This is a genomic window from Marinobacterium stanieri (assembly GCF_900155945.1).
Lineage (GTDB): Bacteria > Pseudomonadota > Gammaproteobacteria > Pseudomonadales > Balneatricaceae > Marinobacterium > Marinobacterium stanieri.
Genome location: NZ_FTMN01000001.1, coordinates 887,458 through 913,823, shown reverse-complemented (window position 1 = coordinate 913,823; position 26,366 = coordinate 887,458). Strand labels below are relative to the sequence as shown.

Below are 26,366 nucleotides of genomic sequence, written 5' to 3'. Positions count from 1 at the left end.
ATCTCCGTTAGAACCAGAAACTTATACCCAGTCGCCACTGGGTTTCCTCAACGTCATGTCCTGTCGCGCGGGCCAAATCAGCAGTATCTCCCAGTTTACGTTCCCAGGTGACACCGACGTAAGGCATAACGTCAGGACGTATTTCCCATAACAGGCGTAACTCCAGATCCAGGTCCGACAGACCGCTGCCCTGATGTTCGGCGGTATCGCTGAAATTGTGTGCTGTCAGGCCGATTTCGGGGGCCAGTACCCATTGACGGGATAGCCGGACTTCGCGTTCCAGACTCAGCTCTGCACTCAGGTCAGTGCCCGGGCCAGCCAGCAGGGTCGCCTCGGTTTCGATAAACCAGGGGGCTGTGCCGCTGAAGCCGATCAGGGCGCGATCATCACGCTGCTCGGCCAGAGGCTCATGATGCCAGCCCAGCTCCATGTTCCAGTAGGGGCTGATGGCGCGGCGATAAAACAGGCGCAGTTCCTGGCTTTCGCTGCGGCCATCCAGGCGCGCGCCTTCGCTGGTCAGCACCAGTTTGTGCAAATCGGTGCCGAGCCAGCCTTCTACATTCCATTGCAGGCGGGTGTCATCCTCGCTGTAAGAGGCTTCAAGCTGTTTTACATTGAGCATGGCCAGCAACGGGTCATCGTCCATGGCTGCCTGTGACAGTGTCGGGGTCAAAAGGGCCAGCAGGGGCAAGTATCTCAGTTTGTTCATGTTTCTCTCCTTAGCTGACCACGACTTTTCGGAACATGCCCATCATGTGATAGAGCAGATGGCAGTGGAATGCCCACTCGCCGCGGGCATCGGCAGTGACCAGGTAGCTCAGCCGGGCACCCGGTTGCACCACCAGAGTGTGCTTGCGGGGCAGGTGAGTGGCATCGCCGGTATCCAGATCACTCCACATGCCGTGGAGATGAACCGGGTGCGGCATCATGGTGTCATTCACCAGAGTGATGCGAACGCGCTCGCCGTATGTCAGGTGAATGGGCTCGGCTTCGGCGTAGCGAATGCCGTTGATTGACCACATGTAGCGGCTCATATTGCCGGTCAAATGCAGTTCAATCTCGCGGCCTGGCTCGCGCGTATCCGGCGTGGGGTGCAGGCTGCGCAGATCGGCATAGGTCAAAACCTTGCGACCGTTGTTGCGCAGGCCAACACCCGGATCGTCGAGACGGTATTGCGGTGCTTCGGCACGCATATCCACATGAGGGCCGTACTCGCTGTCGGCATGAACCGGCATGCCAGCCGAGAGCGGATGACCCTTGTAAGCGGGTTCCATGGTCTTGCCTGCTGCATGAGACATGCCCTGATGCATGCTTTTATGCATAGCCTTGTGGATGTCTGCATCAGGGCTGCCGTGTTCCATTTTGTCGTGGTTCATGCTGCCGTGATTCATGGGGGCTGCTGCAGGCATGGGCATCGCGTGCCCATCATGCGCATTCGACATCGGCATGACATGCCCGTCATGGCCCGGATTCTGAGCAGCATGGCTGCTGCCGTGCCCGTCATGGCCGGCACCGCTCATATCCATCCCCATATCCATGTGACTCAGCTCGGGGGCCGGGTCCAGTGGTGGCGGCGTTGCGGTCAGTGACGGGTCTGGCGTCAGCTGGCCGAAGGCATAGCCGGAGCGATCGATGGCCTGGGCAAAGAGGGCATAGGCCTGATGGGCCTGGGGTTCCACGATGACATCTATGGTTTCGGCAACGCCGATGCGGAATTCATCCACGTCGACCGGTTCCACATGCTGGCCATCGCAGGCTACCACTGTCATTTTCAGGCCGGGAATGCGCAGGTCAAAGAAGGTCATGGCAGCCGCGTTAATCACCCGCAGGCGTACCTTTTCGCCCGGTGTGAACAGGCCGGTCCAGCCACTGGCCGGGGTCTGGCCGTTCATCAGAAAGGTGTAGGTATAGCCGGTTACATCGGAGATGTCGCGGTCGCTCATGCGCATCTTTTCCCACATCTGCCGACGCGAGAGAGTAGTGCCCAGGCCATCCTTCCTGATCTCGGGAATGAGATCATCGGTCAGATTGCGCTCACGCCGGTTGTAGTAGTGGCTCATCTTTTTCAGGTTGGCGTAGACCTGCTCCGGGGGCGTATCGCTCCAGTCCGACAGCAGCACAACATGCTCACGATCGTAGCTGAAGGGCTCCGGCTCCTTGGGATCGATGATGATGGCACCGTAGAGACCGGTCTGTTCCTGAAAACCTGAATGGCTGTGGTACCAGTAGGTGCCATTCTGTTGTACATCAAACTCGTAAGTGAAGGTTTCACCGGGGGCGATGCCATCAAAGCTCAGCCCCGGCACGCCGTCCATTTCGGACGGCAGAATCAGGCCGTGCCAGTGAATGGATGAGTCCGAGTCCAGATGGTTGCTGACATTAAGGCGTACACGCTCGCCTTCACGCCAGCGCAAAATCGGAGCCGGCAGGGAACCGTTAACGGTGGTCGCCAGTTTTTCCTTGCCGGTGAAGTTGACCAGTTGGTGGCCAATGTCGAGATCGAATGTGGTGCCGGTCAGTACCGGCGCGTTACCTGTTGATGGTGCCTTGGCAGCCAGCAGCGGGCGTGCAGTCAAACCCAGCCCCGCGGCCAGACCGCCCAGGGCCAGCCCCTGGACAAAGCGGCGCCGTGAAGGCGCACGTAAAACGTTGTCCTTGCTCATGAAAGTACTCCTGAACAGCAAATAAAGTCCTTGGCTGCCCGTCATGGGCAGCGGAATTAAAAGCTGTTCAGGTTCTTGGAGGGCGGTGCAGCCCCGAGGGGAAGAGGGGCTGGTAGAGGTTTGGCCGAGACTGACCAAGGCGATGGCTGGCCTGGTGGGCCAGCGGCAAGCTGGTTAAAACCGGTGTGCAGTGGTTGCTGCAGCTGTTCAGGCATTGCTGCCAACAAGACAGGCTGCTGTCTTCGCCATGTTGATTGTCATGCCCGTGGGCCATCATACCGACGGCTACATCATTTGATACAGGTACGGCCGACACCAGTACCGGTGCCAGCAACAGCAGGACCAGTGAGAGGGCACTGAGCAATCCTGTGAGTCTGTATCGGGGCGTATCAAGCATGACAGTGGTAATCAGAGTTTGGCATAGTAGTTACAAGATGACCGGAGCTTAGCGCGAGAGTTCCGCACCTTTCCTTAATCTTTTGGAATCATTTACAGAGGTCTTTTGGCCAGTCGTCCCCCATCCAAACTGTCCCGTTACCTGCTACGCCCGCTTTGGCGCCTGTTGTGGCGCAGTCTGCTGGCCGCAGTACTGCTGCTGACGTTGATTGTGCTTGGCCTGAAGGTGATCAACCCGCCGGTCTGGTCCTGGCTGGCCTGGCGCGAGTTAACCAGCCCGGCCGGTTACCCGGAGGAGTATAGCCACCAGTGGGTCGATCTGGAGCAAATCCCGGTCAGCATGCAGCTGGCGGTGGTCGCCAGTGAGGATCAGCGCTTCCCGTTGCATAACGGCATCGATCTTCACGCCGTGCAGCAGGCGGTATCCGAGGCGATGGACGGCAAGGGGCTGAGAGGTGCCAGCACGCTGACGCAGCAAACAGCCAAGAATCTTTTCCTCTGGCCCGGTCGTGACTGGGTGCGCAAAGGCATGGAAGCGCCGCTGGCGCTGATGTTGGAGGGCATACTGGGCAAGCGGCGTATTCTGGAGCTGTACCTGAACATCGTCGAGTTTGCGCCAGGTGTCTATGGCGTGGGAGCGGCCAGTGAATACTGGTATCAGCGCCCGGCTGAACGCCTGACGGTGGACCAGTCGGCGCGCCTTGCGGCCATTTTGCCCAACCCCTGGTTGTATGTGGCACAGCCGCCGACGGATTATGTGCGCCAACGCGCCGACTGGATCCAGCAGCAGATGCGTCAGCTCGGCAATGGCTGGGTCACTTCGATAGAGTAATTGAGTTATAAAACCTTCAGTTTTTATGTCGTTTAATGTATAAAAGGCTCTTTTATGGCGCATGACGTCGCCAATATCCCGCATGGACGCTTGTCGAGCTGCTCGATATAGCGCGCAACTCCTTGATTCCGTTCACTGTCTTGGCCGATCCGGCGAAGCGGTGGTAAGTATTTGGCCTGATCGGTCAGAGATAATTCGGACACCAGCATGACAAAGAATTCTCCATTGGCACTGCTGCCACTCGGACTTTTTTTGGCCCTGTTTATCGGCAGTGGTCTCTACTACCAGGCGGCTGAAGTTGAGTTCGCCTTTTATCAGATCTCGGCTCCGGTCGCGATTTTGCCTGCCATCGTTCTGGCGTTGATGCTACAAAAAGGCCGCCTGAACGAGCGCATTGAAACCTTCATCAGCGGTGTGGGTGACAACACCATCATCACTATGGTGCTGATCTACCTGTTGGCCGGTGCCTTTGCCAGTGTGGCCAAGGCGGTGGGTGGTGTCGACGCCACCGTTAACTTCGGTCTCAGTATTATCCCGCCCTCCATGGTGCTGCCGGGTCTGTTCGTTATTACGGCGTTTGTCGCCACTTCAATGGGCACTTCCATGGGTACCATTGCCGCCATTGCGCCTATCGCCGTGGGTGTAGCCGAAGCGACCGACCTGTCGCTGCTGCTGACCATCGGTACGGTTATTGGTGGTGCCATGTTCGGTGACAACCTGTCGATTATCTCCGATACCACCATCGCCGCGACCCGTACCCAGGGGTGTGAGATGCGTGACAAGTTCCGCCTCAACTTCAAGATCGCCTTGCCGGCCGCGCTGCTGACACTGGTGTGGCTGTTCATCCAGGGCAGCAGTGCCCAGGTCGAAGCGCCGGGCGATTATGACCTGGTCCGCGTGCTGCCTTACCTGGCGGTGCTGGTGCTGGCGTTGTCAGGTTTGAACGTAATGCTGGTGCTGTTCGTCGGCATTCTGCTGGCCGGCGGTGTCGGATTCTTCATGCAGGATGCCTACACCGTGGCGCAGTGGTCCAAGGATATCTATGCCGGCTACACCGGTATGCAGGAAATCCTGATTCTGTCGCTGCTGATCGGTGGCCTGGGCGCGTTGATGAAATCCCAGGGTGGTCTGGTTTGGCTGTCCGGTGTGATCGACAAGCTGTCACGCCAGAGTGACGACCCGAAAAAACACCGTCGTTCCGGTGAGTTCGGTATCAGCACAGCAGTGGCGCTGACCAACGTCTGCACGGCCAACAACACCGTGGCGATCCTGATTTCCGGCAGTCTGGCTAAGGATATTGCCCAGCGTTACGATGTCGATCCGCGCCGCAGTGCCAGTCTGATGGATATATTCTCCTGCGTCGTGCAGGGCATGCTGCCCTACGGTGCCCAGGTGCTGCTGGCCGGTTCGATCGCCGGTCTGTCGCCGCTGGTCATTGTTGGCAATATCCACTACTGCTGGGCACTTGCCGCTGTTGCGGTCCTGTCGATTATCATCGGTAAGCCGGCACCCAAAGCCGCTGCCTGAGTGACAGACAGACGCTGACCTGAACGGCCCCGCTTGCGGGGCCGTTTGCGTTCGGGCGCGGGTATTGGACTTTGGTCGGCACTGTTCAAAAAATGCGCTATACTCGCGCGCCAAGCACGCGCCTCTATTCCGGGATCTTCATGCAAGCAGTTACACCGATTTTTGATTACACCAAATACTGGGCCGAATGTTTTGGTCCTGCTCCCTTCATGCCCATGTCCCGGGAGGAGATGGACCAGCTCGGCTGGGACAGCTGCGACATTATTATCGTTACCGGCGATGCCTATGTGGACCACCCGTCATTTGGCATGGCGATCATCGGCCGCTTGCTGGAAGCGCAGGGCTTCCGCGTCGGTATCATTGCTCAGCCGGACTGGCATTCAGCCGATGCCTTCAAGGCGCTGGGCAAGCCCAACCTGTTTTTCGGTGTTGCCGCCGGCAACATGGATTCCATGATTAACCGCTATACGGCCGACCGCAAGATTCGCTCCGACGATGCCTATACCGCTGGCGGTAAGGCGGGCAAGCGCCCGGACCGTGCCAGCCTGGTGTACAGCCAGCGCTGTCGTGAAGCCTATAAAGAAGTGCCGATTATTCTGGGTGGTATCGAAGGCTCTCTGCGTCGTATCGCCCATTACGATTACTGGCAGGACAAGGTACGCCGCTCCATCCTGCTGGATGCCCGCGCCGACCTGCTGCTGTACGGCAATGCCGAGCGCGCCATTGTAGAGGTAGCGCACCGTATCGCCCGTGGCGAAGCGGTGAACGAAATTACCGATGTGCGCGGCACCGCCTTCGTCCGCAAAGATACACCGGCTGACTGGATGGAGATCGACTCCACCCGTATCGACCGTCCCGGCAAGATCGACAAGATCATCAACCCCTATGTGAACACGCGTGACCTGGAAGCCTGCCAGCTGGAAAACGGCCGTGATGACGGCGAAACCGCTGAAATGGAAGCCGAAGACGAAGTGCAGATTCTGCACATCGAGCCACGTGTGAAGCTGGATCGGAGCCAGACGGTCATCCGCCTGCCGTCATTCGAGAAGGTCAGCAAGGACCCGGTGCTTTATGCCCATGCCAACCGGGTGCTGCATCTGGAAACCAACCCGGGCAACGCCCGCGCGCTGGTTCAGCTGCATGGTGATCAGGAAGTCTGGCTTAACCCGCCGCCCATTCCACTGACCACCGAAGAGATGGACCATGTGTTCGGTCTGCCGTATCAGCGCATTCCGCATCCGGTCTATGGCGATGCCGAGATTCCGGCGTACAAGATGATCCGTTTCTCGGTCAATATCATGCGTGGCTGCTTTGGTGGCTGTACCTTCTGCTCCATCACCGAGCACGAAGGGCGCATCATTCAGAACCGCTCGCATGAGTCGATTTTGAACGAAATCGAAGAAATTCGTGACAAGGTACCGGGCTTTACCGGCGTGATCTCCGATCTGGGTGGCCCCACCGCCAACATGTACCGTCTGGCGTGCAAAAGCCCCGAGATCGAAGCGGCTTGCCGCAAGCCGTCCTGCGTATTCCCGGGTATCTGTCAGAACCTGAATACCGATCACAGCTCGCTGACCGGGCTGTACCGCAAGGCGCGTGATCTCAAGGGTGTTAACAAGATCCTGATCGCCTCTGGTCTGCGTTACGACCTGGCAGTGGAAGACCCGGAATACGTGCGTGAGCTGGTGACACATCATGTGGGTGGCTATCTCAAGATTGCCCCTGAGCACACCGAGCGTGGCGTACTCGACAAGATGATGAAACCGGGCATCGGCACCTATGACGCCTTCAAGAAAATGTTCGAGAAGTTCTCCAAGGAGGCGGGCAAGGATCAGTACCTGATTCCGTACTTCATCGCGGCGCACCCGGGCACCAGTGACGAAGACATGATGAACCTTGCGCTCTGGCTCAAGCGCAATGACTTCAAGGCAGACCAGGTACAGGCGTTCTACCCCTCACCCATGGCCACTGCCACGGCGATGTACCACTCCGGTCGCAACCCGCTGCGCAAGCTTACCTACAAGAAGAGCGGCGAGAAAGTGGAGACCGTGAAAGGGGAGCGTCAGCGCCGTTTGCACAAGGCGTTTTTGCGTTACCACGATCCTGAAAACTGGCCACTGCTGCGTGAAGCACTGACCGCCATGGGACGTGCCGACCTGATCGGTGATGGTGACAAGCAGTTGATCCCGGCGACCCAGCCGGACGACGCCCAGCATATCAACCCGCGCCGCAAGAACTCGCCCAAGTCCAGCCGCGCCGGCGGTAACCGTGCGGGCAAGGGCAAGCTGCTGACTCAGCATACCGGCTTGCCGCCACGTAACACCGGGGGCAAAAAATCCGGTGACAGCGGTCGCAAGAAAAGCGGTGGTCGTTCGGCGGGGCGTTCAGCTGCCGCAGGCAAGGGCCAGAAGCCCCGCGCCCGCGTACGCTAACCTGGATGTTTTACCGGCGTAAGCCGGTCAGATCTTGAAGCGCGAAATCAGATTACTCAGGCCCTCGGCCAGTTGCAGTTGCTGCTCCGCGTGAGAGGACAGGCTGTGTGCACTGTCCTTGATCGCTTCGGCACTGGTATCGATCCGTGAAATATTCTTGCCGATATCGTTGATGGCGGTGGACTCCTCTTCCGCAGCGGCGGCGATCTGAGTCGACATGTTGGTAATGCTGGCAATGGCCGCCACGATGGCATCCAGAGCGGTTTCCACCTCCTGCGCACGTTCGGTGGCCTGCAGCATATCCTGTTGATTACTGGCCACCAGGTCACTGGCCTGCTGGGTTTCCTGCTGCAGCTTACGGATGATAGCGTCGATTTCCGATGTGGACGCCTGGGTGCGCTGGGCCAAAGTCCTTACTTCATCAGCCACCACGGCAAAGCCGCGTCCCTGTTCGCCGGCACGGGCGGCTTCAATCGCGGCGTTCAGTGCCAGCAGGTTGGTCTGCTCGGATACGCTGTTGATCACATCCGTAACATCAGAAATCTTCTGGCTGCTTTCATTCAGGCGCGCGGTCATTTCGGCCAGTTGCTCACTGTCATGGGCCAGGTTCGCCACTGCATTGGCGGCAGCGGCCACCTTGGCATGACCATCCTGCGCCAGTTGGTCAGCCTGTAGCGCGGCATCCGATGCATTGACCGTACTGTTGGCCACGTCCTGTACCGCTGTTGAGACTTCTTCCACGGCAGCGGCTACCTGCATGGTTTCATCGCTTTGCAATTTGATATTCTTCTCGGCTTCATGCACCACGCGAGAAGTGTTCTGCGACTCCTCGTGCAGCTGCCGGCTGGCACGGGCAACATCAGACATGGCGGTGGCAAACTGCCCCAGCATTTCGTTCAGGTGTTCGGCCGTGGTGCCCAGTTCATCCCCGGACAGCACTGCAGCCCGGACGGTGAGGTCGTTGTCATTGCGCACGCTGGCCATGGTAGCGGCCAGGGCATCCACCTGGCGGTGCAGGCCACGAATAATCCACAGCGATATCACGCCAACCAGCAGCAGGGTGATCACCAGTGCGGCAAGCCCTATGCCGGTGCGGATCAGGGATTGCTCATGTGCTCCGCTGGCAGTTGCGATCAGCTGGGCGGCCATGTTGTCTTCAAAGTCTTTCAGCAGGTTGATGCGGTCAGTCGCCCGGTCAAACCAGTCAGTCCCCTTGACGCCAAACTGCCCCTGACCGGCTTTTTCCATCGCAACCGTGCGCAACTGCTCTACAGCCTTGAACTCTGGAGAGCGTGCCATGCTTTCAAAGGCCTGAATGCTGGCGGCAGGGGCGAGGGCATTGAATTGCTTAAGGTAGGTGTTCTGTTCCGATACCAGATTGATGAAGCGCTGATAGAGCCCCGGACCAAACTGGTCGCTGCCGAACACGTTACTCAGGACCGCACGTTCGATACCGGCGCGCTCCTTGGCTTGCAGGAAGGCATAGAAGGCAGCCGAGCTGCGCGCAATCTGGGCATCGGTACTGATATTGGCGATGGTTGCTGCCCCGCTTAACAGGTCGGCATTGAGCTGGGTGTAGTAGCCAAGCGCCTTGCCAAGGGCAATGGTGCGATCATCTGCCTGGCTGCGAATATCGCTCAGCTGGCGCAGCTGCTGTTGAGCTCTTTCCAGAATGCTTTGGATACGCGGGTCACTGAAGCTGTTTTGCCTCAAATATCCCTGCCAGCGCTGCAGTGCCTGGTCGGTGAGCTGGCGCTGTTTGCTGAGCTTGTCGGCAAAGGCCTGGGTGCCAGCGCCCAGCCAGCCACTGGTCGCGCCGCGCTCTTTCTGCAGTTCATGCACCAGCGAGCTGTTATAGGTCGTCAGTTCAACCTGGGTTTCCAGTGTTTCCAGTACATCGGCCTGTTGGTATTGGGTCAGGATGATGCCGCCAAGGAGCAGGGTGATGCCGATAACGGGCAACAGAATAAGCAGGAGTATCTTGTGAATGAATCTGAAGGCCATGGTCACGTCCTTGCGTCTGGAGTGAATCATTCGTTGTTAAAAGGGGGCATAAGTAGAGTAGGCCTGAATGCCTGTAAGTAGCAAATTTGACCTGTGTCGGGTTCCTTAAACGACGCGCATAAAAAGTACAACACAGCATTGTATTTGCTTGATACTGGGGTATGATGCAAGAAAGCGATTTAGCCGGAGCCCACCAAAAACGGGTGCCCGGGCAGCCGGTCAGGGCCGGCACGGAGTCAGATTTACTTGATACATCAGTACGCAAGCGGTTCGGATACCGCGTTCCATGATACAAGGGCCCTCATGCCAAGGGTCAGGTCCTGTTTTGACCTGCAACCTGCTGAAGCCCACCCCGATCGATCGTTCCCCCGCGTTACTCTCGGTATTACTCCTTCTGTTATCAGTACAACTTACCTGTCTCTGGCAACCTCAGTGGTTCGTCTAATGGCATGTCTGTTGCCGTTTGAAGGGCGTCACGGTTTCGCAATACAAGAAATCTATGCTGGGGAAACAGATTGCGTCGGTAGCGGTAAACCAGCTCTGCGTACGTGAAAAGTTTCTGTCCCGGAGGGTCCGAGGACTGAAAACGACTGAAGTTGCCTAGGCAACCGAGGGTCAGGGTCTGTGTAAGCAGGCCTTAGCAACCGGGCCACACCTGGGTGGGTCCAAACATAAGAAAAGCCAGCATTTTGCTGGTGTACATGCAAAAGAAAGAGGCAAAAAATGTCACAGCTCGTTACCGGTACCGTAAAGTGGTTCAACGATGAGAAAGGCTTCGGCTTTATCCAGCAGGAAAATGGCCCGGACGTATTCGTTCACTTCCGCGCTATCAACGGTACTGGTCGTCGCACACTGCACGAAAACCAGCAGGTAACTTTCGAAGTTACTCAGGGCCAGAAAGGTCCTCAGGCCGAAAACGTTACTGTTGTTGCATAACTAACAGTTCGGATTCGCAACAGCGGGCTTCATGCCCGCTGTTCAGTTTCTACCCCTGCCAACAGGCCTTGCGCCACAGGCATCTGCAAACCTCCCTCTGCTTCTCCCATCAAGAACCCCTGGTTGGCCTCTATGGCTGTTTTCAGGAACTCCCATAACAGGCGTACTCTCAGCAGTTGGCGCTGATCTCCGCGTGCGGCGATCCAGAAGGCGCGCTGAATATCCATTTGATCCGTTAACAGGGCTTCCAGTGCTGTGTCCTGACTGGCCATGAAACAGGGCAGAATGCCGAGACCGGCACCACAACGCACGGCGTGCAGCTGTGCAATGATGCTGGTGCTGCGCAGGCTGAAGCGCGGCTGGCTGGGCAGGTTGGCCAGGAAGGGGTCCAGATAGCCCAGCTGGTCACTGAAAATCAGGTCATCCACATAGCCCACCAGATCAAAACGACTGAGTGCACTGACGTTGCTCGGTCGGCCATGGTGGTCCAGATAGCCCTTTTCCCCATAGAGGTTCAGGCGGTAGCTGCACAGGCGTGAAACCACCATTTCGGCATTGCTGGGCCGGTCGATGGTGATCGCAAGGTCTGCTTCATGGCGGCTCAGATTGACGGCGCGGGGCAGTGACAGCAGGTCAATGGTGATATCCGGGTAACGGCGGCGGAAGGCTCCCAGCAGCGGCGTGATGACATGGGTGCCAAAGCCTTCGGTGACGCCCAGGCGGATCTGGCCACTGACCTGCAGGTTACGGTCGCTGATGTTATCCGATGCCTGGGAAGCCTGGCGTGCCATCTCTTCAGCGAACAGCAGCAGCTGTTTGCCGGCAGGGGCCAGCTCGTAGCCGTGGGTGCTGCGCTCGAACAGTTGGGCGTTCAGGCTGGCCTCAAAGCGTCTGATGCGGCGTGACACCGTTGAGTGGTCTATATTCAAGCGGCGAGCGGCATCGGTGAGCCGGTTGGCGCGCGCAACTTCGAGAAATATCTGCATGTCTTGCCAGTTCAGCATGGAGGCTATCCTTGTGCATTTTTGCACATCAAATGTGCTTAAGTGTTTGTTGTCTGTCAACACGATCCCTCGTTAGACTCAAATGAAGCATTCCTAGCTGCTTTGGTTTTGCCTGAGTACACAAAAAATATAAGGAGATCAGGTGATATGTCGGTTCGTGAAATCCCCCTGTTTATCAATGGTGAAAAAGTTCGTTCCAGCAGTGATGACTGGCGCGATGTGGTAAACCCGGCCACTCAGGAAGTGGTCGCCCGTGTCCCCTTTGCCACTGAGGCTGAGGTCAACACCGCAGTCGCGGTGGCCAAGGAAGCCTTCAAGTCCTGGCGCAAGGTATCCCTGGCGCAGCGCATGCGTATCATGTTGCGCTTCCAGGCACTTGTGCGTGAGCACACCGAGGAGTTGGCGGCACTGATCACGGAAGAGCACGGTAAAACTCTGCCGGACGCCGAAGGCGAGGTGGGTCGTGGTCTGGAAGTGATTGAGCACGCCTGTTCCATTACCTCTCTGCAACTGGGCGAAATCGCCGAGAATGCCGCCGGTAACGTCAATGTGTATTCCCTGCAGCAACCGCTGGGCGTGGGTGCCGGTATCACGGCGTTCAACTTCCCGATCATGCTGCCCTGTTTCATGTTCCCGCTGGCCATTGCCACCGGTAACACCTTCGTCCTGAAGCCCTCCGAGCAGGATCCCACGTCCACCATGCGCTTGGTGGAACTGGCCCATGAAGCCGGCATTCCGCCGGGTGTTCTGAACGTGGTCCATGGTGGTCCTGATGTGGCCAACCAGATCTGTGACCATCCGGATATCAAGGCGCTGTCTTTCATCGGTTCCACCCATGTCGGTACGCACATCTACGACCGCGCCGGAGCTGCCGGCAAGCGCGTCCAGTCGATGATGGGAGCCAAAAACCACTGTGTCATCATGCCGGATGCCAACCGCAGTCAGGCGATTCACAACGTGATCGGCTCCTGTTTCGGTGCAGCGGGACAGCGCTGCATGGCCAACTCTGTCGTGGTGCTGGTCGGCCAGGCAAAAGAATGGCTGCCGGAAATCATCGAGCATTCCAAAACCATGAAGGTGGGGCCTGGCACTCAGCGCGATGCTGACCTGGGGCCGCTGGTATCGCCGCAGGCACGTAACCGTGTTATCAATTTGATCGAGTCTGGCGTGGCCGAAGGTGCAACGCTGGCGCTGGATGGGCGTGATGTGAGTGTGGATGGTTACCCTGAGGGTAACTTTGTCGGCCCGACCATCTTCACCGATGTGAAGCCCGGCATGCGTGTCTACGACGAAGAAATCTTTGGTCCGGTGATGTGCGTGGTATGCGTCGATACTCTGGATGACGCTATCGAGTTCATCAATGCCAACCCCAACGGCAACGGCACCTCCATCTTCACCAACTCCGGTTGGGCCGCGCGCCACTACGAGGCGGATATCGATGTGGGTCAGGTGGGTATCAACGTGCCGATTCCTGTCCCTGTCGCTTTCTTCAGCTTCACCGGTTCTCGTGCGTCCAAACTGGGTGACCTGGGGCCGAACGGCAAACAGGCCATTCAATTCTGGACCCAAACCAAGACCGTGACCTCACGCTGGTTTGAGCCGGATAACGAATCCGCAGGCGTAAATACAACCATCTCAATGAAATGACAATGTCACCCACTCTGGTGTATACCGGAGTGGCGATCTATGTGTTCACCGTAAATAACAACAAAAGGAAGTGAATCATGAGTCAGTTTTCCCGTATCACTACCGCACTGGGCGCAGGTGCTGCTGCACTGGCCCTGTCTACCAGCATTCAGGCGGCCGGGCCGTCCAAACTGGATGTGGCCAACACCTTCAATACCAATATCTTCATTGGTGAGGGTGCTGTGCGTTTCGCCAAGGAGCTGGAGACGGTTACCGATGGTGAAGTGAAACTGAAAGTGCATAACCCGGGCGATCTGGTCCCGGCGTTTGAGGTGTTCAACTCCGTATCCTCCGGTGCTGTGCCGGCAGGTTGGGACTGGATCGGCTACTGGGCCGGTACGGTACCCGTTACCAACCTCTATGGCGCGCTGCCGTTTGGTCCTACTCCTGAAGCCTTCATGTCCTGGATGTGGTCAGGCGAGGGTACCGAAATCCTGCAGAGTGCTTACGATCAGTACAACGTAAAAGTACTCCCGTGCTTTATCTCGCCGCAGGAAACCGGTGGCTGGTACAACAAGGAAATCAACGATATCAAGGACTTCGAAGGTCTGCGTATGCGTATTTCCGGCCTGGGTGCCAAGGTGCTGAACAAGTACGGCGCGTCCACTCAGCTGATTCCGGGTGGTGAAATCTACCTGGCGCTGGAACGTGGCCGTATCGACGCATCCGAGTTCTCCGTGCCTCAGGTTGACCAGATTATGGGCTTCGAGGACGTCACCAAGTACTACTACTTCCCGGGTTGGCACCAGTCTGCCAGCTGGTTCTCGTTCATCATCAACAAGGATGTCTGGAACGAGTACGACGACAACACCAAAGCCAAGTTCGAAACCGCGTGTCGCGCCACCCTGCAGTGGGCCATGTCTGAAGCGCCGGCCGAGCAGATCCGTACTATCCGCAAACTGGAAGAGAAGGGCATCGAAGTGAAGCGCTTCCCGGAACCGGTACTGGCGGAACTGCGCAAGGGCTGGGATGAAGTACGCGAAGAGGAAATGAAGAACAATCCTCTGTTCAAGAAAGCGTACGAGTCGCTGATGGAACACAGCAAACTGGTGGACGAGTGGTATGAGCTACAAGCAACTCCGCGTTAATCCACAGCTGCCCGGCTGGCGCCTTTCCGGCGCCCGCTGGTGCGCCCGCCTGGCCTGCCCGTTGATCGGGCTGGGCCGCTGGCTGGGCCAGGTAAGCAGCTGGCTGGTACTGGGCGTAATGCTGGCAGTACTGGCAACCGTGGTGATGAATGCCTTCAGCGCGAATGAACTGGTGCGCTGGGATGAAAAGGTCCTGCTGCTGGGCAAGGCGATCACCATCAACACCATGACCGAACTGCAGTGGCACCTGTTTGGCCTGCTCACCCTGATAGGGGGCAGCTATGCCATGCACGCCAACATGCATGTGCGCGTCGACATGCTGCACCACCGCATGTCCAAAGCCACGCGTCATTGGGTCGAAATCATTGGTCATCTGGTCCTGCTGATTCCCTTCTGTATCCTCATTGCCTGGTTGTCCAAGCATATGGTGCAGATGTCATACGTTTCAGGCGAGCAGTCCAACTATGGCGGTTTGACCGACCGTTACCTGATTAAGGGTGCCCTGCCGGCGGGCCTGATATTGCTGGCGCTGGGGGCACTGGGGCAGGTGTTTGACCGCCTGGCCCGCATACTGGATCCGGCACGTGATGTAGAGGAGAGCTCGGATGCTGGATGAATATGGATTGGCCATTGCGATGGTCTTTGCGCTGCTGTTCGGGATTTTCAGCGGCTATCCGGTGGCCTTCCTGCTGGGCGGGCTGGGCATCGTCTTTGCCTTTATTGGTGATATACCGCTGCCGTTTTTGGGCACGGTGGCCTCGCGTATTTTCGGCGGGGTTATTGAAAACTGGCTGTTAATTGCCATTCCCCTGTTCGTATTTATGGGCCTGATGCTGGAGCGTTCCGGCGTGGCCAAGAACCTGCTGCTCACCCTGCAGCGCCTGTTCGGCAATGTGCGCGGTGGTTTGGCTGTGTCCGTCGCCCTGTTGGGTGTCGTGATGGCCGCCAGTACCGGCATTATCGGTGCGTCCGTGGTGATGCTGGGGCTGTTGGCTTTGCCGGTGATGCTCAAGCAGGGCTACAAACCTGAGATGGCCTACGGCGTTGTTGCTGCATCCGGTACTCTCGGTATCCTGATTCCGCCGTCGATCATGCTGGTTCTCATGGGCTCCATCATGCAGATCTCCGTAGGTGATCTGTTCAAGGCTGCCCTGATTCCGGGCTTGATGTTGGGTGCACTCTATACCCTCTATCTGCTGCTGGCGGCACGTTTGCGCCCCGAGTGGGCCCCCCTGGCCAGTGAAGGTGGGGCGGCGGATGAAGCCGAAGAACAGGCACCACTGGCGCTGGCGCTGCTGCGTGATCTACTGGGGCCTGTAGTGCTGATTACCGCCGTACTGGGCTCGATCATGGCCGGTATCGCAACGCCAACCGAAGCGGCAGCCATTGGTGCTGCAGGTGCGATGTTGCTGGCGCTGTTCCTGAAACAGCTTAACCTGCAAGCCATTCGTGAGGTGTGCCGTTCTACCTCAAAAACTTCGGCCATGATCCTCTTTGTGGTTGTGGGTGCGACCTGCTTCAGCGTGGTGTTCAAGCGCTTGGGCGGTGCCGACATGATCGAAGAACTGATTACTGGCACGGGGCTTGGTCCATACGGCTTGCTCCTATTGTTGATGGGACTGATCTTCCTGCTGGGCTTCTTCCTGGAGTGGATCGAAATCAGCTTCGTGATCCTGCCACTGCTGTTGCCGGTGGTGAATGGGCTCGACTTTGGTGGCCAGCTTTACGGTGAGGCCGTACTGGTCTGGTTCGCTATACTGGTGGCGATCAACCTGCAAACCAGCTTCCTGACGCCACCCTTTGGCTATGCACTCTTCTATCTGAAAGGCATTACCCAGGGCAATGTCGGTATCGGCACCATCTACAAATCGATCATTCCTTTCGTGCTGCTGCAGCTGACCGGTTTGATCCTCTGTATTCTGTTCCCGTCCATTGTGCTCTGGTTACCGGGCATGACGGAGTAGGCAGATAGAAATTGAAAAAGTCGATTGATCAAAAGCAGCCGCTTGGCTGCTTTTTTGTTGCTGGGGCCAAGAGTGTTCACAGGGGAGAGTGGAGACTGGCATCAGTATCTGAAGCAGGCAGCATCAGTTTACTTTTCCAATAACGGACAAGATCAGTGAACCCTGATCGTGACACGCTCGTAAAACTGCACAGATTTAGTAGTTAATTCAGCGTTTTATGGAGCGTGTATGAATAAAATTAATCCGGCAAAATTGCACAACAGTAAGTGGACAGCAGTTAATCCATTGAATCGTGAAAAGCATTTTTTGGTGACAGAAGTTGAGTTTGACGAAGATGGTTCAGTGTTAGTTTGTAAAGTGGAAGCCGTACTTTCAAATACGGAGTATTCAATCGATTGGATTGAGCTTAAGAATCAGGATAAATGGCTTCAAGGCTGGAAGTAGAATTGGCTCAGGAAAAACCAAACGGGTGATCGCAGATTAATCGTCTTCCGGATAATAATTTGTTTATTTAAAAATAATAAAATTTTGACCGCATAAAGATAAAGGAAATTAATATGGCCTATGTAGAACATGCCAATATCTTTGTCCTGGACGCCGAAGAAACCATCAATTTCTTAACAACTGCAATCCCGTCATGGTCTATTCGCGGGCAGGGTAAGATGGATTGGTTTGGGGAAGAGGTGCGCTGGTTTCATGTGGGGAATAACGACTCCTATATCGCCGTTCAGGAAGGAGGGGAGGGGCAGGTTCAAAACTGGAAGGAAAAATGGACGGGCGTTAAGCATATCGGGATAGTGGTTTCTGACTTGGAATCACTTGTAAGTCGCCTGTCTGAAGCAGGTTATCCGGTTGATCATGCGGGTGCTCAGCATCCATATCGACGCAATGTCTATATTTTCGACAGTAATAATATTCAGTATGAATTTATAGAGTATTACTCGGATAAGCCTGAAGAGAAAAACGATTACTCGATGTAATGGAAAGACCCGGGCGCTGGGCAAGGACCGCGGCAAACGCTTCTTTGATGATATGAAACCGCCCAAGGGGCCAAGTGTGAGCAACGTGCAGGCCTGGTCAGTGAGTTCACGCCCAATGGTATACCGGCATGGGTGTTTACGTTGGTCGCGGAGGTGATGGAAACCGATAGTGGGAAATCAAGATTGCCCGTATGCGGTGGATGAGTACCTGTTAGAGTGTTCTGCTTTCAGGTGTCAGTGTCCGTTGTTACATCTCGACTGTTGCCTGTCAGGAATCGGACTTCGTTCAGTGGCTCCGGCAGGTTACGCGTGAGCGTTTCTGAAACGGGAATCGCCATCATATGAAATACATTACCACCGTTCTGGCTCATATCGGGCAGCATGACTGCACGAATATAGAGGTACTGACAGTCCTGAAGCCTATCGAACGCGGCGAAGGTGTGGATCATATGGCCGCTGGCACAGCTTGATTTAATCGCTGTGAAATCTTCCTCGGATATCAGATCGGTGATGCGGTCGTGATCAATTTTGATTTCAATATGGGCATGCTTGTTTATGCGCAGCAGGTTGCCATCTTCGTCCGCAATGAAAAAAGGTGCTGGGAACTCATCGGAAGAATCGATGTATTTTCTGGCAGGCAGTCGGGAGTTGAAGTTCTCATACGCATTGACCAGCATGAACATGTCGCCATTTGCCGGATTCAAGCGCGGTAGCTGTATACAGAACACTTTTTGTGCACCGGTGCCGGGGAAAAAGTCCCATTCGGAAGTGATTATGTCTTCACCGGCTTGCATGCGCAGCTGGTAGCTTTTGAGCCGGGTTTTGGCCAGGTAGCTCATGGCCGAAAAATCCCGGGACTGGAGTTCGTCCAGTGACTCAGCCTGCCAAAACCGGCATCCGGCCGTATTGGCCCAGGTGATTTTTTGCGCGCTGAAGTCCCATAGCCAGGATGGGTGAGGGCGCTCTTCAAGCTCTTTCAGCTCTGCGCTCTGAAAAAGGGTTGAGGGGTTAAGGCAGGATTTCTGAGATTTGTTGTCGTTGTAGTCCTGGATCCACTGCTCCAGAAGGGTGTCTTTAACGCCTTTGCTGAATAAAAAGCCCTGACCGTAAATCGCCCCAGCCTCCAGCAAAATCGATTTGATCATGCAGGTTTCAATACCTTCGACAATGCAACGAAGTCCCAGGTTGCTGCTTAACTGCAAAATCGCGTTGATACCGGCCATGCTGGTTTTGTCATTGATCACGCGTGATGTGAGCGAGAAATCGATTTTAATTTCGGAAAAGATATTCAGGCGAATGGTTTCAAGGGTTGAGAAGCCTGTCCAGAAATCATCAACGGCGAGCTGAATCCCCGCTTCATGTAGTTGCCTGAGGTTTGCAACACTGGTGTCACCGAAGATGCCTGCAGTTTCCGTGACTTCCAGTACGATTGTGGCTTGATCAATGGTGTGCCGACCGACAATGTTGATCATTTCGTCGGCGAAGCCTTCCCGGCACAGGTCGTATGCGGAGATGTTCAGTGAGAAGTGCAGGCCTGGCGAAGTCTGTTGTAAGCGTTCGACCAGGCTCAGCATTCGCTCAAACAGGTGAATGGTCAGATGGTGGCACTGCTGGGCGTCTTCGAGCACAGGAATAAAATGGAAAGGGGCTACCTCTCCACGTTCCGGATGTTCCCAGCGGGCAAGACATTCGAAACCGACGATTTCGAGGGTTTCAAGGTTAATCTGGGCCTGGCCTGCCAGATAAAACTGATCGTCATCGATCGCCTGAAGAATCTCATCGAGTGTAAAACCCTGCGTTGTTGGTGCGGTGGGCGCCTTTGTCGCGTGCGAGTTCTGATCAGACTCATGGGAACCGGGCATGTTTAACCTCTTGGTATCAGGCGTATTGTTATCGGCTCAGTGCATGTTGTTCAGGTTATGCCAGCTTGATGTCATGGCTTCAGGACCAAATCGTTTTGGTTACAATGCCTTGATTCTGGTACAGATTTAGCCCGGTTGCCAGTTTCTAAGCGGTGACGAGAGAAGCGGTTATCGGTTCAGACAGTTCAGCATTGCCTGCTCAAGTTCCGCTTTATCCAGTTTTTCGCGGGTCAGAATTTCCAGCCGTGAATCCCGTCGCCAGGCTGACTCGGCGGTGGTGGCTGCCTGTCCGGCGTTGCGGTTGTAGCCGACGCGTGCATGGCCGATGCGCAGCACGGCTTTGACCCGTACGGCGGTATCCAGCTTATCCAGTACGTTCCGGATTCGGTCCCAGTCAAAGCAGTCGTCGCTGTGGAAAACCCAGCCGTAGCTGTAGTGGTCTTCACCCTGGCCGAATTCATACACAGGTTGCCCCGGCTTGGGCTGTGTTGGAAGCTTGGGCGGTGTTAAAGGGCTGATTGTGGCCGCCCGGGCGTGGGCCTGTGGATATTCAGCCTGGCGTTCGAGAGAGTGGGGCAGATCAAGCCATGACAGTTCCAGTTGCCCCTGGATGACCTGATGCACACCGGCTTTGGGGGGAAACAGGTTGGCACTCAGAGTATGGGCTTCGGCGATATCCTCGGCGCTGGCCAGGTCGATGCGGTTGAGTACAACACGGTCGGCAAGGTTGAGCTGGTCGATAAAGCTGGGTTGGCTCAGGGTGTCGGGTTGGTGCAGTAAGCCGGGGTCGAGCAGGCAGATAATGCTGTGCAGAGAGAGAACATCCTTGAACTGGTCACTTTGCAGGGTATCGATAATACGTGCCGGGTGGCCAAGGCCGGTGGGCTCAATCAGCAGACGGTCGGGTCGGGCACGTCTGAGCAGGGTTGCCAGGGTGATCGGCAAACTGGGGCCCAGTGCACAGCATAGACAGCCGCCAGCCAGCTCTTTAACGGCAACACCGTCTGTTTCGGTGATCAGGCTTGCGTCGATGCCAACCTGGCCAAACTCATTGACCAGTACCGCCCAGCGCTCGCCCTCGGGGCGTTGTTGCAGCAGGTGATTGATAGCCGTGGTTTTACCGCTGCCCAGAAAACCGGTGATGATATTGGTCGGAACGGCGCTCAACCTGGTCTGGCTCACAATGCTTAACTCCCTGAATGCGACAGGGGATGGATTGTGAGCCAGCGATTAAGGGTGATCAAGCCTTGGGTGTCAGGCGCACACCTTTTCGTGTTTGCGTTTGGCCTCCAGGTATCGAGGCGTCGGGCCAACATCTTCGTAAATGGGTTCGTCATCTTCTACGCGAATCACGCGGGTACCCGGTTGGTAGGGCATGTGTGCTTCGATATCGCTCAAGATACTGTGCAGTAGAATGGGGGTCAGTTCGACGATATCCATTCCATAGACTTCGGCCAGCGCTTGCAGACGCACCATATCCTCCCGGTCGATGGGAAGGGTCACCGTTTGCTGGTGAGCGCGTTTGCGGGAGTGCTGTTCCAGTTGCTCAAGCAGAGCGGCGATTTTTCGTTCAGGCATGTTGGGCATCCTCTCGCGGGAACAGGACCGCCCCCAGTGGGGGCACTCCCGTTCAGCATAGTTGAGAGTCCTGCAGCCTGCACGCAATCAGCGTTTCAGGAAGCCTTTACCGTTGAGGAAGGGCAGCATGTGCGGGCGGGCTTCCTTAACCAGCATGCCAGAGATCTGCTCGCTCCAGGTCATGTCCTTGTTGCCGCCGGTGCGGGTCTTGTAATACTCACGCACGTCGCCGTCGTAGGCGGCTATGCGCTCGGCATCCTGGCTGTCGTCGTAACGGTCCTGTTTCAGCACCACATCCAGCGGCAGACGCGGCTTCACTTCCGGGTTCTGGTCCGGGTGGCCCAGGCACATGCCGAATACCGGGTAGACCAGCTCGGGCAGTTCCAGCAGATCGGAAACGTCCTGGATCTTGTTGCGCAGGCCGCCAATGTAGACCCCACCCAGGCCCAGTGACTCGGCGGCTACGATCACGTTCTGTGCGAACAGGGCGCAATCCATGGAGGCGGTGAGGAACTGTTCAGTGTAGCCGGACAGCATGTCGGCATCGTGCATGTCGCAGGCCAACTTGTGACGCTTCATGTCGGCGCAGAACACCAGAAATACGGGCGCTTCGGATACGTAGGCCTGGTTGTTGGCCATCTCGGCCAGGGCATCACGGCGTTCGCCCTGGCTCACCTGAATCACGGTGCAGGCCTGGATGAAGCTGGATGTCGCGGCGGCCTGGCCGGCCTTGATCAGGGTGTCGACCGTGCTTTGCGCGACCGGTTCATCGGTGAATTTGCGGATGGAGCGGTGGCTGTTCAACAGTTCAATCGTTGGGTTCATCGGGTTGTCTCTCCGGTCGTGTGCTTGACGCGATTATACATGGATGAAACGGAAGGTCAGGTTGATACGCGGCTGCCGGCAGGGCTTGCTGCGCGGCAGGGAATGCTGCCAGTAATGCTGGGTCGGGCCGGCCATGAGCAGCAGTGAGCCGTGTGCCAGTGGCAGGCTGTGAGTATCCCGGCTCTGGTTATGGCGCAGGCGAAAGCGGCGCTCAGCTCCCAGACTGATGGAGGCGATGACGGGGTTGTGACCCAGCTCGCGCTCGTTATCGGCATGCCAGCCCATGGCGTCCTGACCGTCTCGATACAGGTTCAACAGCAGGGCGTTGAAGCGGGTGTTGCAGGTCTGATCCAGGCGTGCCTTGAGGGCGGCCAGGGCGGGGTGCCAGTCATCCCCGGCCAAACGCAGGCCCGAGTAGGTGTAATGGATGCCCGGATCGGACTGGAACGCCTGCAGTCGCGGAATCAGATGTTCACGGCCGAACAGGCGGATGCGATCCTGACGCCAGGAAATTTCATCCAGCAGGGTCTGCATCAGTTGGTCGGCCTCCGCCGGGCCGAGAAAGTCATCCTGATAACGAATCTCGGCATCCGGCAGTGCGAGGTCAGTGTTGCTCACGTTCAGCCAGCAGCTCGCGTACCGCATCGGCCAGTGGCGCGGCGATGTCGATCTGGTTGCTCAGGTGCGGGATACAGGCAGTAGTTGCCACATCGGCGACTTCGGTGAGCTGGTTGTAGGCGTCACCGGCGAAGATGCCATGTACGCCGATGGCAACGGCGCGCGGCAGGCCTGCCGCACGCAGGTGGTTGAGCGTCTCCAGCATGGTGCGGCCACTGGAGATGATGTCGTCCACCAGTACGGGGGTGCGTTGGGCAGCATCGTCCAGGTCGGGCAGAGACACGCTGACATCGTAATCGCCGCGTCGCTCTTTCTGTAGCACCTGAAAGGGAGCACCGGCCAGTTCGGCCACATGGGAGACCCATTGTTCGCTTTCGCTGTCCGGACCGATCAGCAGTGGTTGGGGAATGCGGGCCTGGATCCACTCGGCAATCAGCGGCGCGGCCTGCACCACGCGGGAAGGAATGCTGTAAATCTCATCCAGCGAGTGGTAGCGGTGCAGGTGCGGGTCCACGGTAACCAGGTAATCGAAGGCGCCCGACAGCAGTTTGGCAAAGGGACGCGAGGTAACACATTCGCCGGGTTTGAAGCGCTTGTCCTGGCGCATGTACGCCAGATAGGGCGTGACCAGTCCGACACTGCGGGCGCCACAATCCCTCAGGGTGTCGGCCAGGAACAGCAGGAGCAGCAGGCGTTCGTCCGGGTGGAACAGGTTGCACAGAATCAGGCAGTCCTGGTCCTGGCAATCGGAGTGCACGCGCAGATAGCTTTCACCATCCGGAAAGCGGCGCTGTTCCAGTGCGCCGGCCTGGGCATCGAGCAGCCGGTTGAGCTGGGCGGCCAGCGCCGGGTCGGAATCAGGGTTGAAGATCAGCATGCGTTTACGCCTCCTGCTGCAGCAGATTTTCCAATTCAATCACTTGCGGGTGTTCATTGAGATACTCAACGGCATAGTTGAGTTCCCCGGCATTTTCCGCGTGGATCATGATCAGTACATCCTGACAGTCCACCTGATCGCCCAGTTTGACGTTGATCTCAACGCCTGCGGCCGGGTCAGCCGGTGCCCCAGCCAGTTTGGCGATCTTGGCCAGAATACGGTTGTCGATACGGGTGACCCGCCCGGTATGCTCAGCCACCAGAGCATAGCGGTAAGGAGCCACGGCCGGGTGACGGAAGCCGCCCTGGGCATCGCAGATGCGACGGAACTTTTCCCAGGCCGTGCCCTGATTGAGGGTATCCAGCGCCAGCCGGGTTCCTTCTTCAGGGGACAGATGTTTCACCATCGCCAACATGGCACCGGCCACCTCGGCAGAGCGTTGGCGCAAGTCCTGCGGGGCTTCAGGGTCATTCTGCAGCACCGCCAGAATATCCCGTGCTTCCAGAGCCGGACCAATGCCTCGGCCCACCGGTTGACTGCCGTCGGTCATCATCACCTGCAACTCCAGCCCCAGGTTGGCGGCGACGGTCTGAAAACTGGCGGCCAGGCGGTTGGCGGCTTCTTCGCTGCGCACCTTGGCAGTGGGGCCGACGGGAATATCGATCAATACGTGGGTAGCGCCGGCGGCGATCTTTTTTGACAGCACCGAGGCGATCAGCTGGCCTTCGCTGTCGATATCCAATGCGCGCTCCACCTGAATCAGCATGTCATCCGCCGGGCTCAGGCGCATGGCGCCGCCCCAGGCGAGGCAGCCACCTTCACGGCTGACCACCTCGCGCATCTGCTCCAGACTCAGGCTGACCTCGGTGAGGGTCTCCATGGTATCGGCGGTGCCGGCCGGGGAGGTGATGGCACGGGATGAGGTTTTGGGAACCGTCAGGCCACAGGCAGTAAGAATGGAGACCACGATAGGGGTGGTGCGGTTTCCGGGCAGGCCGCCGACACAGTGTTTATCCACTACCAGCGGCAGCTGCCAGTCCAGCGTGCTGCCGGATTTGACCATGGCCTCAGTCAGCGAGGTGATCTCGTCATCGCTCAGGTTGTCGTCACCGCAGGCCGTGATAAAGGCGGCCAGGTGGACGTCGGCGTAGCGCCCCTCGACAATGTCGTTGATGATGCTCTGGAACTGCAGGTCGGTCAGCTCATGGCCATACACCTTGGCGCGGACATGGGACAGTGACTGCACCGGCTTGGGGTGCGACAGCCAGATCGGATCTTCGGCCTTGAGCCCCAGGCGTTTCCAGGCGGATTCAGAGAAGCCCACCTCGTCATCTGCCAGCAGGCTGTCGGTGACAATATTGAGCGAGGCGATCAGGTGGCAGCTCTGGTGAGTCGTTACCTGCACCCGTGACAGGCTTTCAAAACCTTCCGAACGGCAGACGTGACTTTGTGCCGGCAAATATAATGTCGGCTCGTGATGGGTATCGATGCCGAGTCGACGCGCCTTCAGTGGCGCCATCCGCTCCGGGGTCAGCATCATCATGGGACTCTCCTTGAGATCAGGCAATGATTCAGTTTAAGCATGCAGGCCCCTGACGGGCAATATCATCGGGCGCAGTGCTGTCAGCCTCCAGCCCCCTTCTGGTAGAATGTGCGATTCGATTTTTGGTCCGGTTCCGGGCAGTCTTGCTTCAGGGCATTTCAGGACATACTTTTTTATTCAGGACACGAGCAGAGTTTATGGAACGCCGTTATCGTTTGGTTCTTTCCTGCCCCGACCGTGTGGGCATCGTGGCGATGGTCAGTAATTTCATTTCCAGTCACGGGGGCTCCATTGCGGATGCCAACCAGCACTCCGACCCGACCACCGGCTGTTTCTTCATGCGGGTGGAAATCAGTGCCAACAGCCTGCAGTTTTCACTGGAGCAGCTGCGCGAAGCCTTTACCCCGATCGCAGCCTCCTTCAACATGGACTGGCAGATTGAAGACTCCTCACGGCCCAAGCGTGTGGTGCTGATGGCCAGCCGCGAGTCCCATTGTCTGGCAGACCTGCTGTACCGTTTCCACAGCAAGGAGCTGTTCTGCGAGATCGTGTGTGTGATTTCCAACCACGACGATCTGCGCTCCATGGTTGAGTGGCACGGTATCCCTTACCACCATGTCCCGGTAGACCCGGCCGACAAGACGCCGCACTTCAACGAAGTGAACCGTCTGATTGAAAGCCACGACGCCGATGTGGTGGTGCTGGCGCGTTACATGCAGATTCTGCCGCCGGACCTGTGCGAACGTTACCCGCACCGTATCATCAACATTCATCACAGCTTCCTGCCGTCATTTGCTGGTGCCAAGCCCTATCACCAGGCGCATGAGCGTGGCGTGAAGCTGATCGGTGCCACCTGTCACTATGTGACCCAGGAACTGGATGCCGGTCCGATCATCGATCAGGATGTGACCCGCATCAGCCACCGCGACCTGCCGGAAGATATGGTGCGTCTGGGCCGCGATGTGGAAAAAACCGTGCTGGCCCGCGGTCTGCGCTGGCATCTGGAAGACCGGGTACTGGTCCAGGGCAACAAAACGGTTGTTTTCGCCTGATTGCACCCTCAGGCTGGGCTAGTATCTAGGTAGGGCGCGTGCCCGATTTCGTTCTTGCAAGGAGTGTCCACAATGCTGAGATCCGTCAAAGTTCAGGATTACATGGCGACCAACCTGATCTCGTTCAGCCCCGAGACCGGGCTGTTTGATGCTATTCGGGCGCTGCAGGAGTACGGTATTTCCGGTGCTCCGGTAGTGGATGCCGAAGGGGCACTGGTGGGTATGCTGTCGGAGCTTGATTGCCTGCGCGCCATACTGACCCAGACCTATCATGAGGAAGAGATGGGCAGTGGCGGCCACGTGGGGCGTTATATGTCCAGCCCGGTGGAGACCATTGACTATGGTGCTGACCTGACTGAAGCAGCGCGTCTGTTTATCGACAAAAAGCTGCGCCGCATGCCGGTGGTCAGGGGCGGTAAACTGGTGGGCCAGATCAGCCGCCGTGACGTGCTCAGAGCCGTCGAGGAGTTTGCGAAGGATGGTTGAGCAATCAACAGGA

The 26,366-nt window shown here is 57.2% G+C and carries 23 protein-coding genes; 12 read left to right on the top strand and 11 right to left on the bottom strand.

Translation table 11 applies throughout. From position 1 onward, the window contains the following. Positions 1 to 7: 7 nt before the first annotated feature. Complete coding sequence (locus BW956_RS04180; RefSeq protein ID WP_076461063.1) at positions 8 to 709, bottom strand: copper resistance protein B; 702 nt, start codon at positions 707 to 709, stop codon at positions 8 to 10. Between the two features lie 10 nt (positions 710 to 719). Beyond that, positions 720 to 2,663 (bottom strand): copper resistance system multicopper oxidase, encoded by a 1,944-nt coding sequence (locus BW956_RS04175; RefSeq protein WP_076461061.1) that lies wholly within the window; start codon positions 2,661 to 2,663, stop codon positions 720 to 722. A 502-nt stretch (positions 2,664 to 3,165) separates the two neighbouring features. Between BW956_RS04175 and mtgA the strand changes: the two genes are divergently transcribed. From mtgA to BW956_RS04155, 3 genes are all read left to right on the top strand, one after another. After that, complete coding sequence (mtgA, locus tag BW956_RS04165; RefSeq protein ID WP_076461057.1) at positions 3,166 to 3,891, top strand: monofunctional biosynthetic peptidoglycan transglycosylase; 726 nt, start codon at positions 3,166 to 3,168, stop codon at positions 3,889 to 3,891. 207 nt (positions 3,892 to 4,098) lie between these two features. Then, positions 4,099 to 5,418 carry a Na+/H+ antiporter NhaC family protein gene (locus tag BW956_RS04160; protein WP_076461055.1) on the top strand — a complete coding sequence of 440 codons (1,320 nt, stop codon included), beginning with the start codon at positions 4,099 to 4,101 and terminating at the stop codon, positions 5,416 to 5,418. A gap of 140 nt (positions 5,419 to 5,558) precedes the next feature. Beyond that, positions 5,559 to 7,850: a YgiQ family radical SAM protein gene (locus BW956_RS04155; RefSeq protein ID WP_076461053.1), complete on the top strand. Its 2,292-nt coding sequence runs from the start codon at positions 5,559 to 5,561 to the stop codon at positions 7,848 to 7,850. Positions 7,851 to 7,877: 27 nt separating this feature from the next. Here BW956_RS04155 and BW956_RS04150 read toward each other — a convergent pair whose 3' ends face one another. Next, entirely contained in the window at positions 7,878 to 9,854 is a 1,977-nt protein-coding gene (locus tag BW956_RS04150) for a methyl-accepting chemotaxis protein (RefSeq protein WP_076461051.1), read from the bottom strand. Between the two features lie 723 nt (positions 9,855 to 10,577). On the opposite strand from BW956_RS04150, the gene BW956_RS04145 reads away from it, so the two are divergent. Beyond that, positions 10,578 to 10,790, top strand: coding sequence for a cold-shock protein (locus tag BW956_RS04145; RefSeq protein ID WP_010325086.1), 213 nt, complete (start codon positions 10,578 to 10,580; stop codon positions 10,788 to 10,790). Between the two features lie 29 nt (positions 10,791 to 10,819). Here BW956_RS04145 and BW956_RS04140 read toward each other — a convergent pair whose 3' ends face one another. Then, complete coding sequence (locus tag BW956_RS04140; RefSeq protein WP_076461049.1) at positions 10,820 to 11,794, bottom strand: LysR family transcriptional regulator; 975 nt, start codon at positions 11,792 to 11,794, stop codon at positions 10,820 to 10,822. A 147-nt stretch (positions 11,795 to 11,941) separates the two neighbouring features. Here BW956_RS04140 and BW956_RS04135 point away from each other — a divergent pair, with 147 nt between their 5' ends. From BW956_RS04135 to BW956_RS04110, 6 genes are all read left to right on the top strand, one after another. After that, positions 11,942 to 13,441 carry a CoA-acylating methylmalonate-semialdehyde dehydrogenase gene (locus BW956_RS04135; RefSeq protein WP_010325088.1) on the top strand — a complete coding sequence of 500 codons (1,500 nt, stop codon included), beginning with the start codon at positions 11,942 to 11,944 and terminating at the stop codon, positions 13,439 to 13,441. 77 nt (positions 13,442 to 13,518) lie between these two features. After that, entirely contained in the window at positions 13,519 to 14,568 is a 1,050-nt protein-coding gene (locus BW956_RS04130) for a TRAP transporter substrate-binding protein (protein WP_010325089.1), read from the top strand. Next, complete coding sequence (locus BW956_RS04125) at positions 14,543 to 15,184, top strand: TRAP transporter small permease subunit (protein ID WP_076461047.1); 642 nt, start codon at positions 14,543 to 14,545, stop codon at positions 15,182 to 15,184. Before BW956_RS04130 ends, BW956_RS04125 begins: the two co-directional genes overlap by 26 nt. Beyond that, positions 15,174 to 16,532, top strand: a complete 1,359-nt coding sequence (locus BW956_RS04120) for a TRAP transporter large permease (protein WP_010325092.1) — start codon at positions 15,174 to 15,176, stop codon at positions 16,530 to 16,532. Before BW956_RS04125 ends, BW956_RS04120 begins: the two co-directional genes overlap by 11 nt. A 228-nt stretch (positions 16,533 to 16,760) precedes the next feature. Further along, positions 16,761 to 16,976, top strand: coding sequence for a TIGR02450 family Trp-rich protein (locus BW956_RS04115; RefSeq protein WP_076461045.1), 216 nt, complete (start codon positions 16,761 to 16,763; stop codon positions 16,974 to 16,976). Positions 16,977 to 17,089: 113 nt separating this feature from the next. Continuing rightward, positions 17,090 to 17,512, top strand: a complete 423-nt coding sequence (locus BW956_RS04110) for a VOC family protein (RefSeq protein WP_076461043.1) — start codon at positions 17,090 to 17,092, stop codon at positions 17,510 to 17,512. Positions 17,513 to 17,739: 227 nt separating this feature from the next. Here the strand turns inward: BW956_RS04110 and BW956_RS04105 are convergent, their stop codons facing one another. The 7 genes from BW956_RS04105 to BW956_RS04075 all read right to left on the bottom strand — a co-directional run bounded on the left by BW956_RS04105 (position 17,740) and on the right by BW956_RS04075 (position 24,812). Next, on the bottom strand, positions 17,740 to 19,374 hold the full coding sequence (locus BW956_RS04105; RefSeq protein WP_076461041.1) for an EAL domain-containing protein: 1,635 nt from the start codon (positions 19,372 to 19,374) through the stop codon (positions 17,740 to 17,742). A gap of 168 nt (positions 19,375 to 19,542) precedes the next feature. After that, the gene (locus BW956_RS04100; protein WP_076461039.1) at positions 19,543 to 20,556 is read right to left on the bottom strand and encodes a CobW family GTP-binding protein; all 1,014 of its coding nucleotides are present in this window, start codon (positions 20,554 to 20,556) and stop codon (positions 19,543 to 19,545) included. A gap of 72 nt (positions 20,557 to 20,628) precedes the next feature. Next, positions 20,629 to 20,952 carry a hypothetical protein gene (locus BW956_RS04095; RefSeq protein WP_076461037.1) on the bottom strand — a complete coding sequence of 108 codons (324 nt, stop codon included), beginning with the start codon at positions 20,950 to 20,952 and terminating at the stop codon, positions 20,629 to 20,631. Positions 20,953 to 21,039: 87 nt separating this feature from the next. Then, entirely contained in the window at positions 21,040 to 21,777 is a 738-nt protein-coding gene (gene nfsA / locus BW956_RS04090) for an oxygen-insensitive NADPH nitroreductase (RefSeq protein WP_076461036.1), read from the bottom strand. A 33-nt stretch (positions 21,778 to 21,810) separates the two neighbouring features. Beyond that, positions 21,811 to 22,395, bottom strand: a complete 585-nt coding sequence (locus tag BW956_RS04085) for an alpha-ketoglutarate-dependent dioxygenase AlkB family protein (RefSeq protein WP_083702919.1) — start codon at positions 22,393 to 22,395, stop codon at positions 21,811 to 21,813. Beyond that, entirely contained in the window at positions 22,382 to 23,272 is an 891-nt protein-coding gene (locus BW956_RS04080) for a ribose-phosphate pyrophosphokinase (protein WP_076461032.1), read from the bottom strand. The genes BW956_RS04085 and BW956_RS04080 overlap by 14 nt, the downstream gene beginning before the upstream one ends. A gap of 4 nt (positions 23,273 to 23,276) precedes the next feature. Next, positions 23,277 to 24,812 carry a thymidine phosphorylase family protein gene (locus BW956_RS04075; protein WP_076461321.1) on the bottom strand — a complete coding sequence of 512 codons (1,536 nt, stop codon included), beginning with the start codon at positions 24,810 to 24,812 and terminating at the stop codon, positions 23,277 to 23,279. Positions 24,813 to 25,012: 200 nt separating this feature from the next. Here BW956_RS04075 and purU point away from each other — a divergent pair, with 200 nt between their 5' ends. Both purU and BW956_RS04065 read left to right on the top strand, forming a co-directional pair. Continuing rightward, positions 25,013 to 25,867: a formyltetrahydrofolate deformylase gene (gene purU, locus BW956_RS04070; RefSeq protein ID WP_010325102.1), complete on the top strand. Its 855-nt coding sequence runs from the start codon at positions 25,013 to 25,015 to the stop codon at positions 25,865 to 25,867. A 72-nt stretch (positions 25,868 to 25,939) separates the two neighbouring features. Then, positions 25,940 to 26,353: a CBS domain-containing protein gene (locus BW956_RS04065; RefSeq protein ID WP_010325103.1), complete on the top strand. Its 414-nt coding sequence runs from the start codon at positions 25,940 to 25,942 to the stop codon at positions 26,351 to 26,353. Positions 26,354 to 26,366 lie beyond the last annotated feature (13 nt).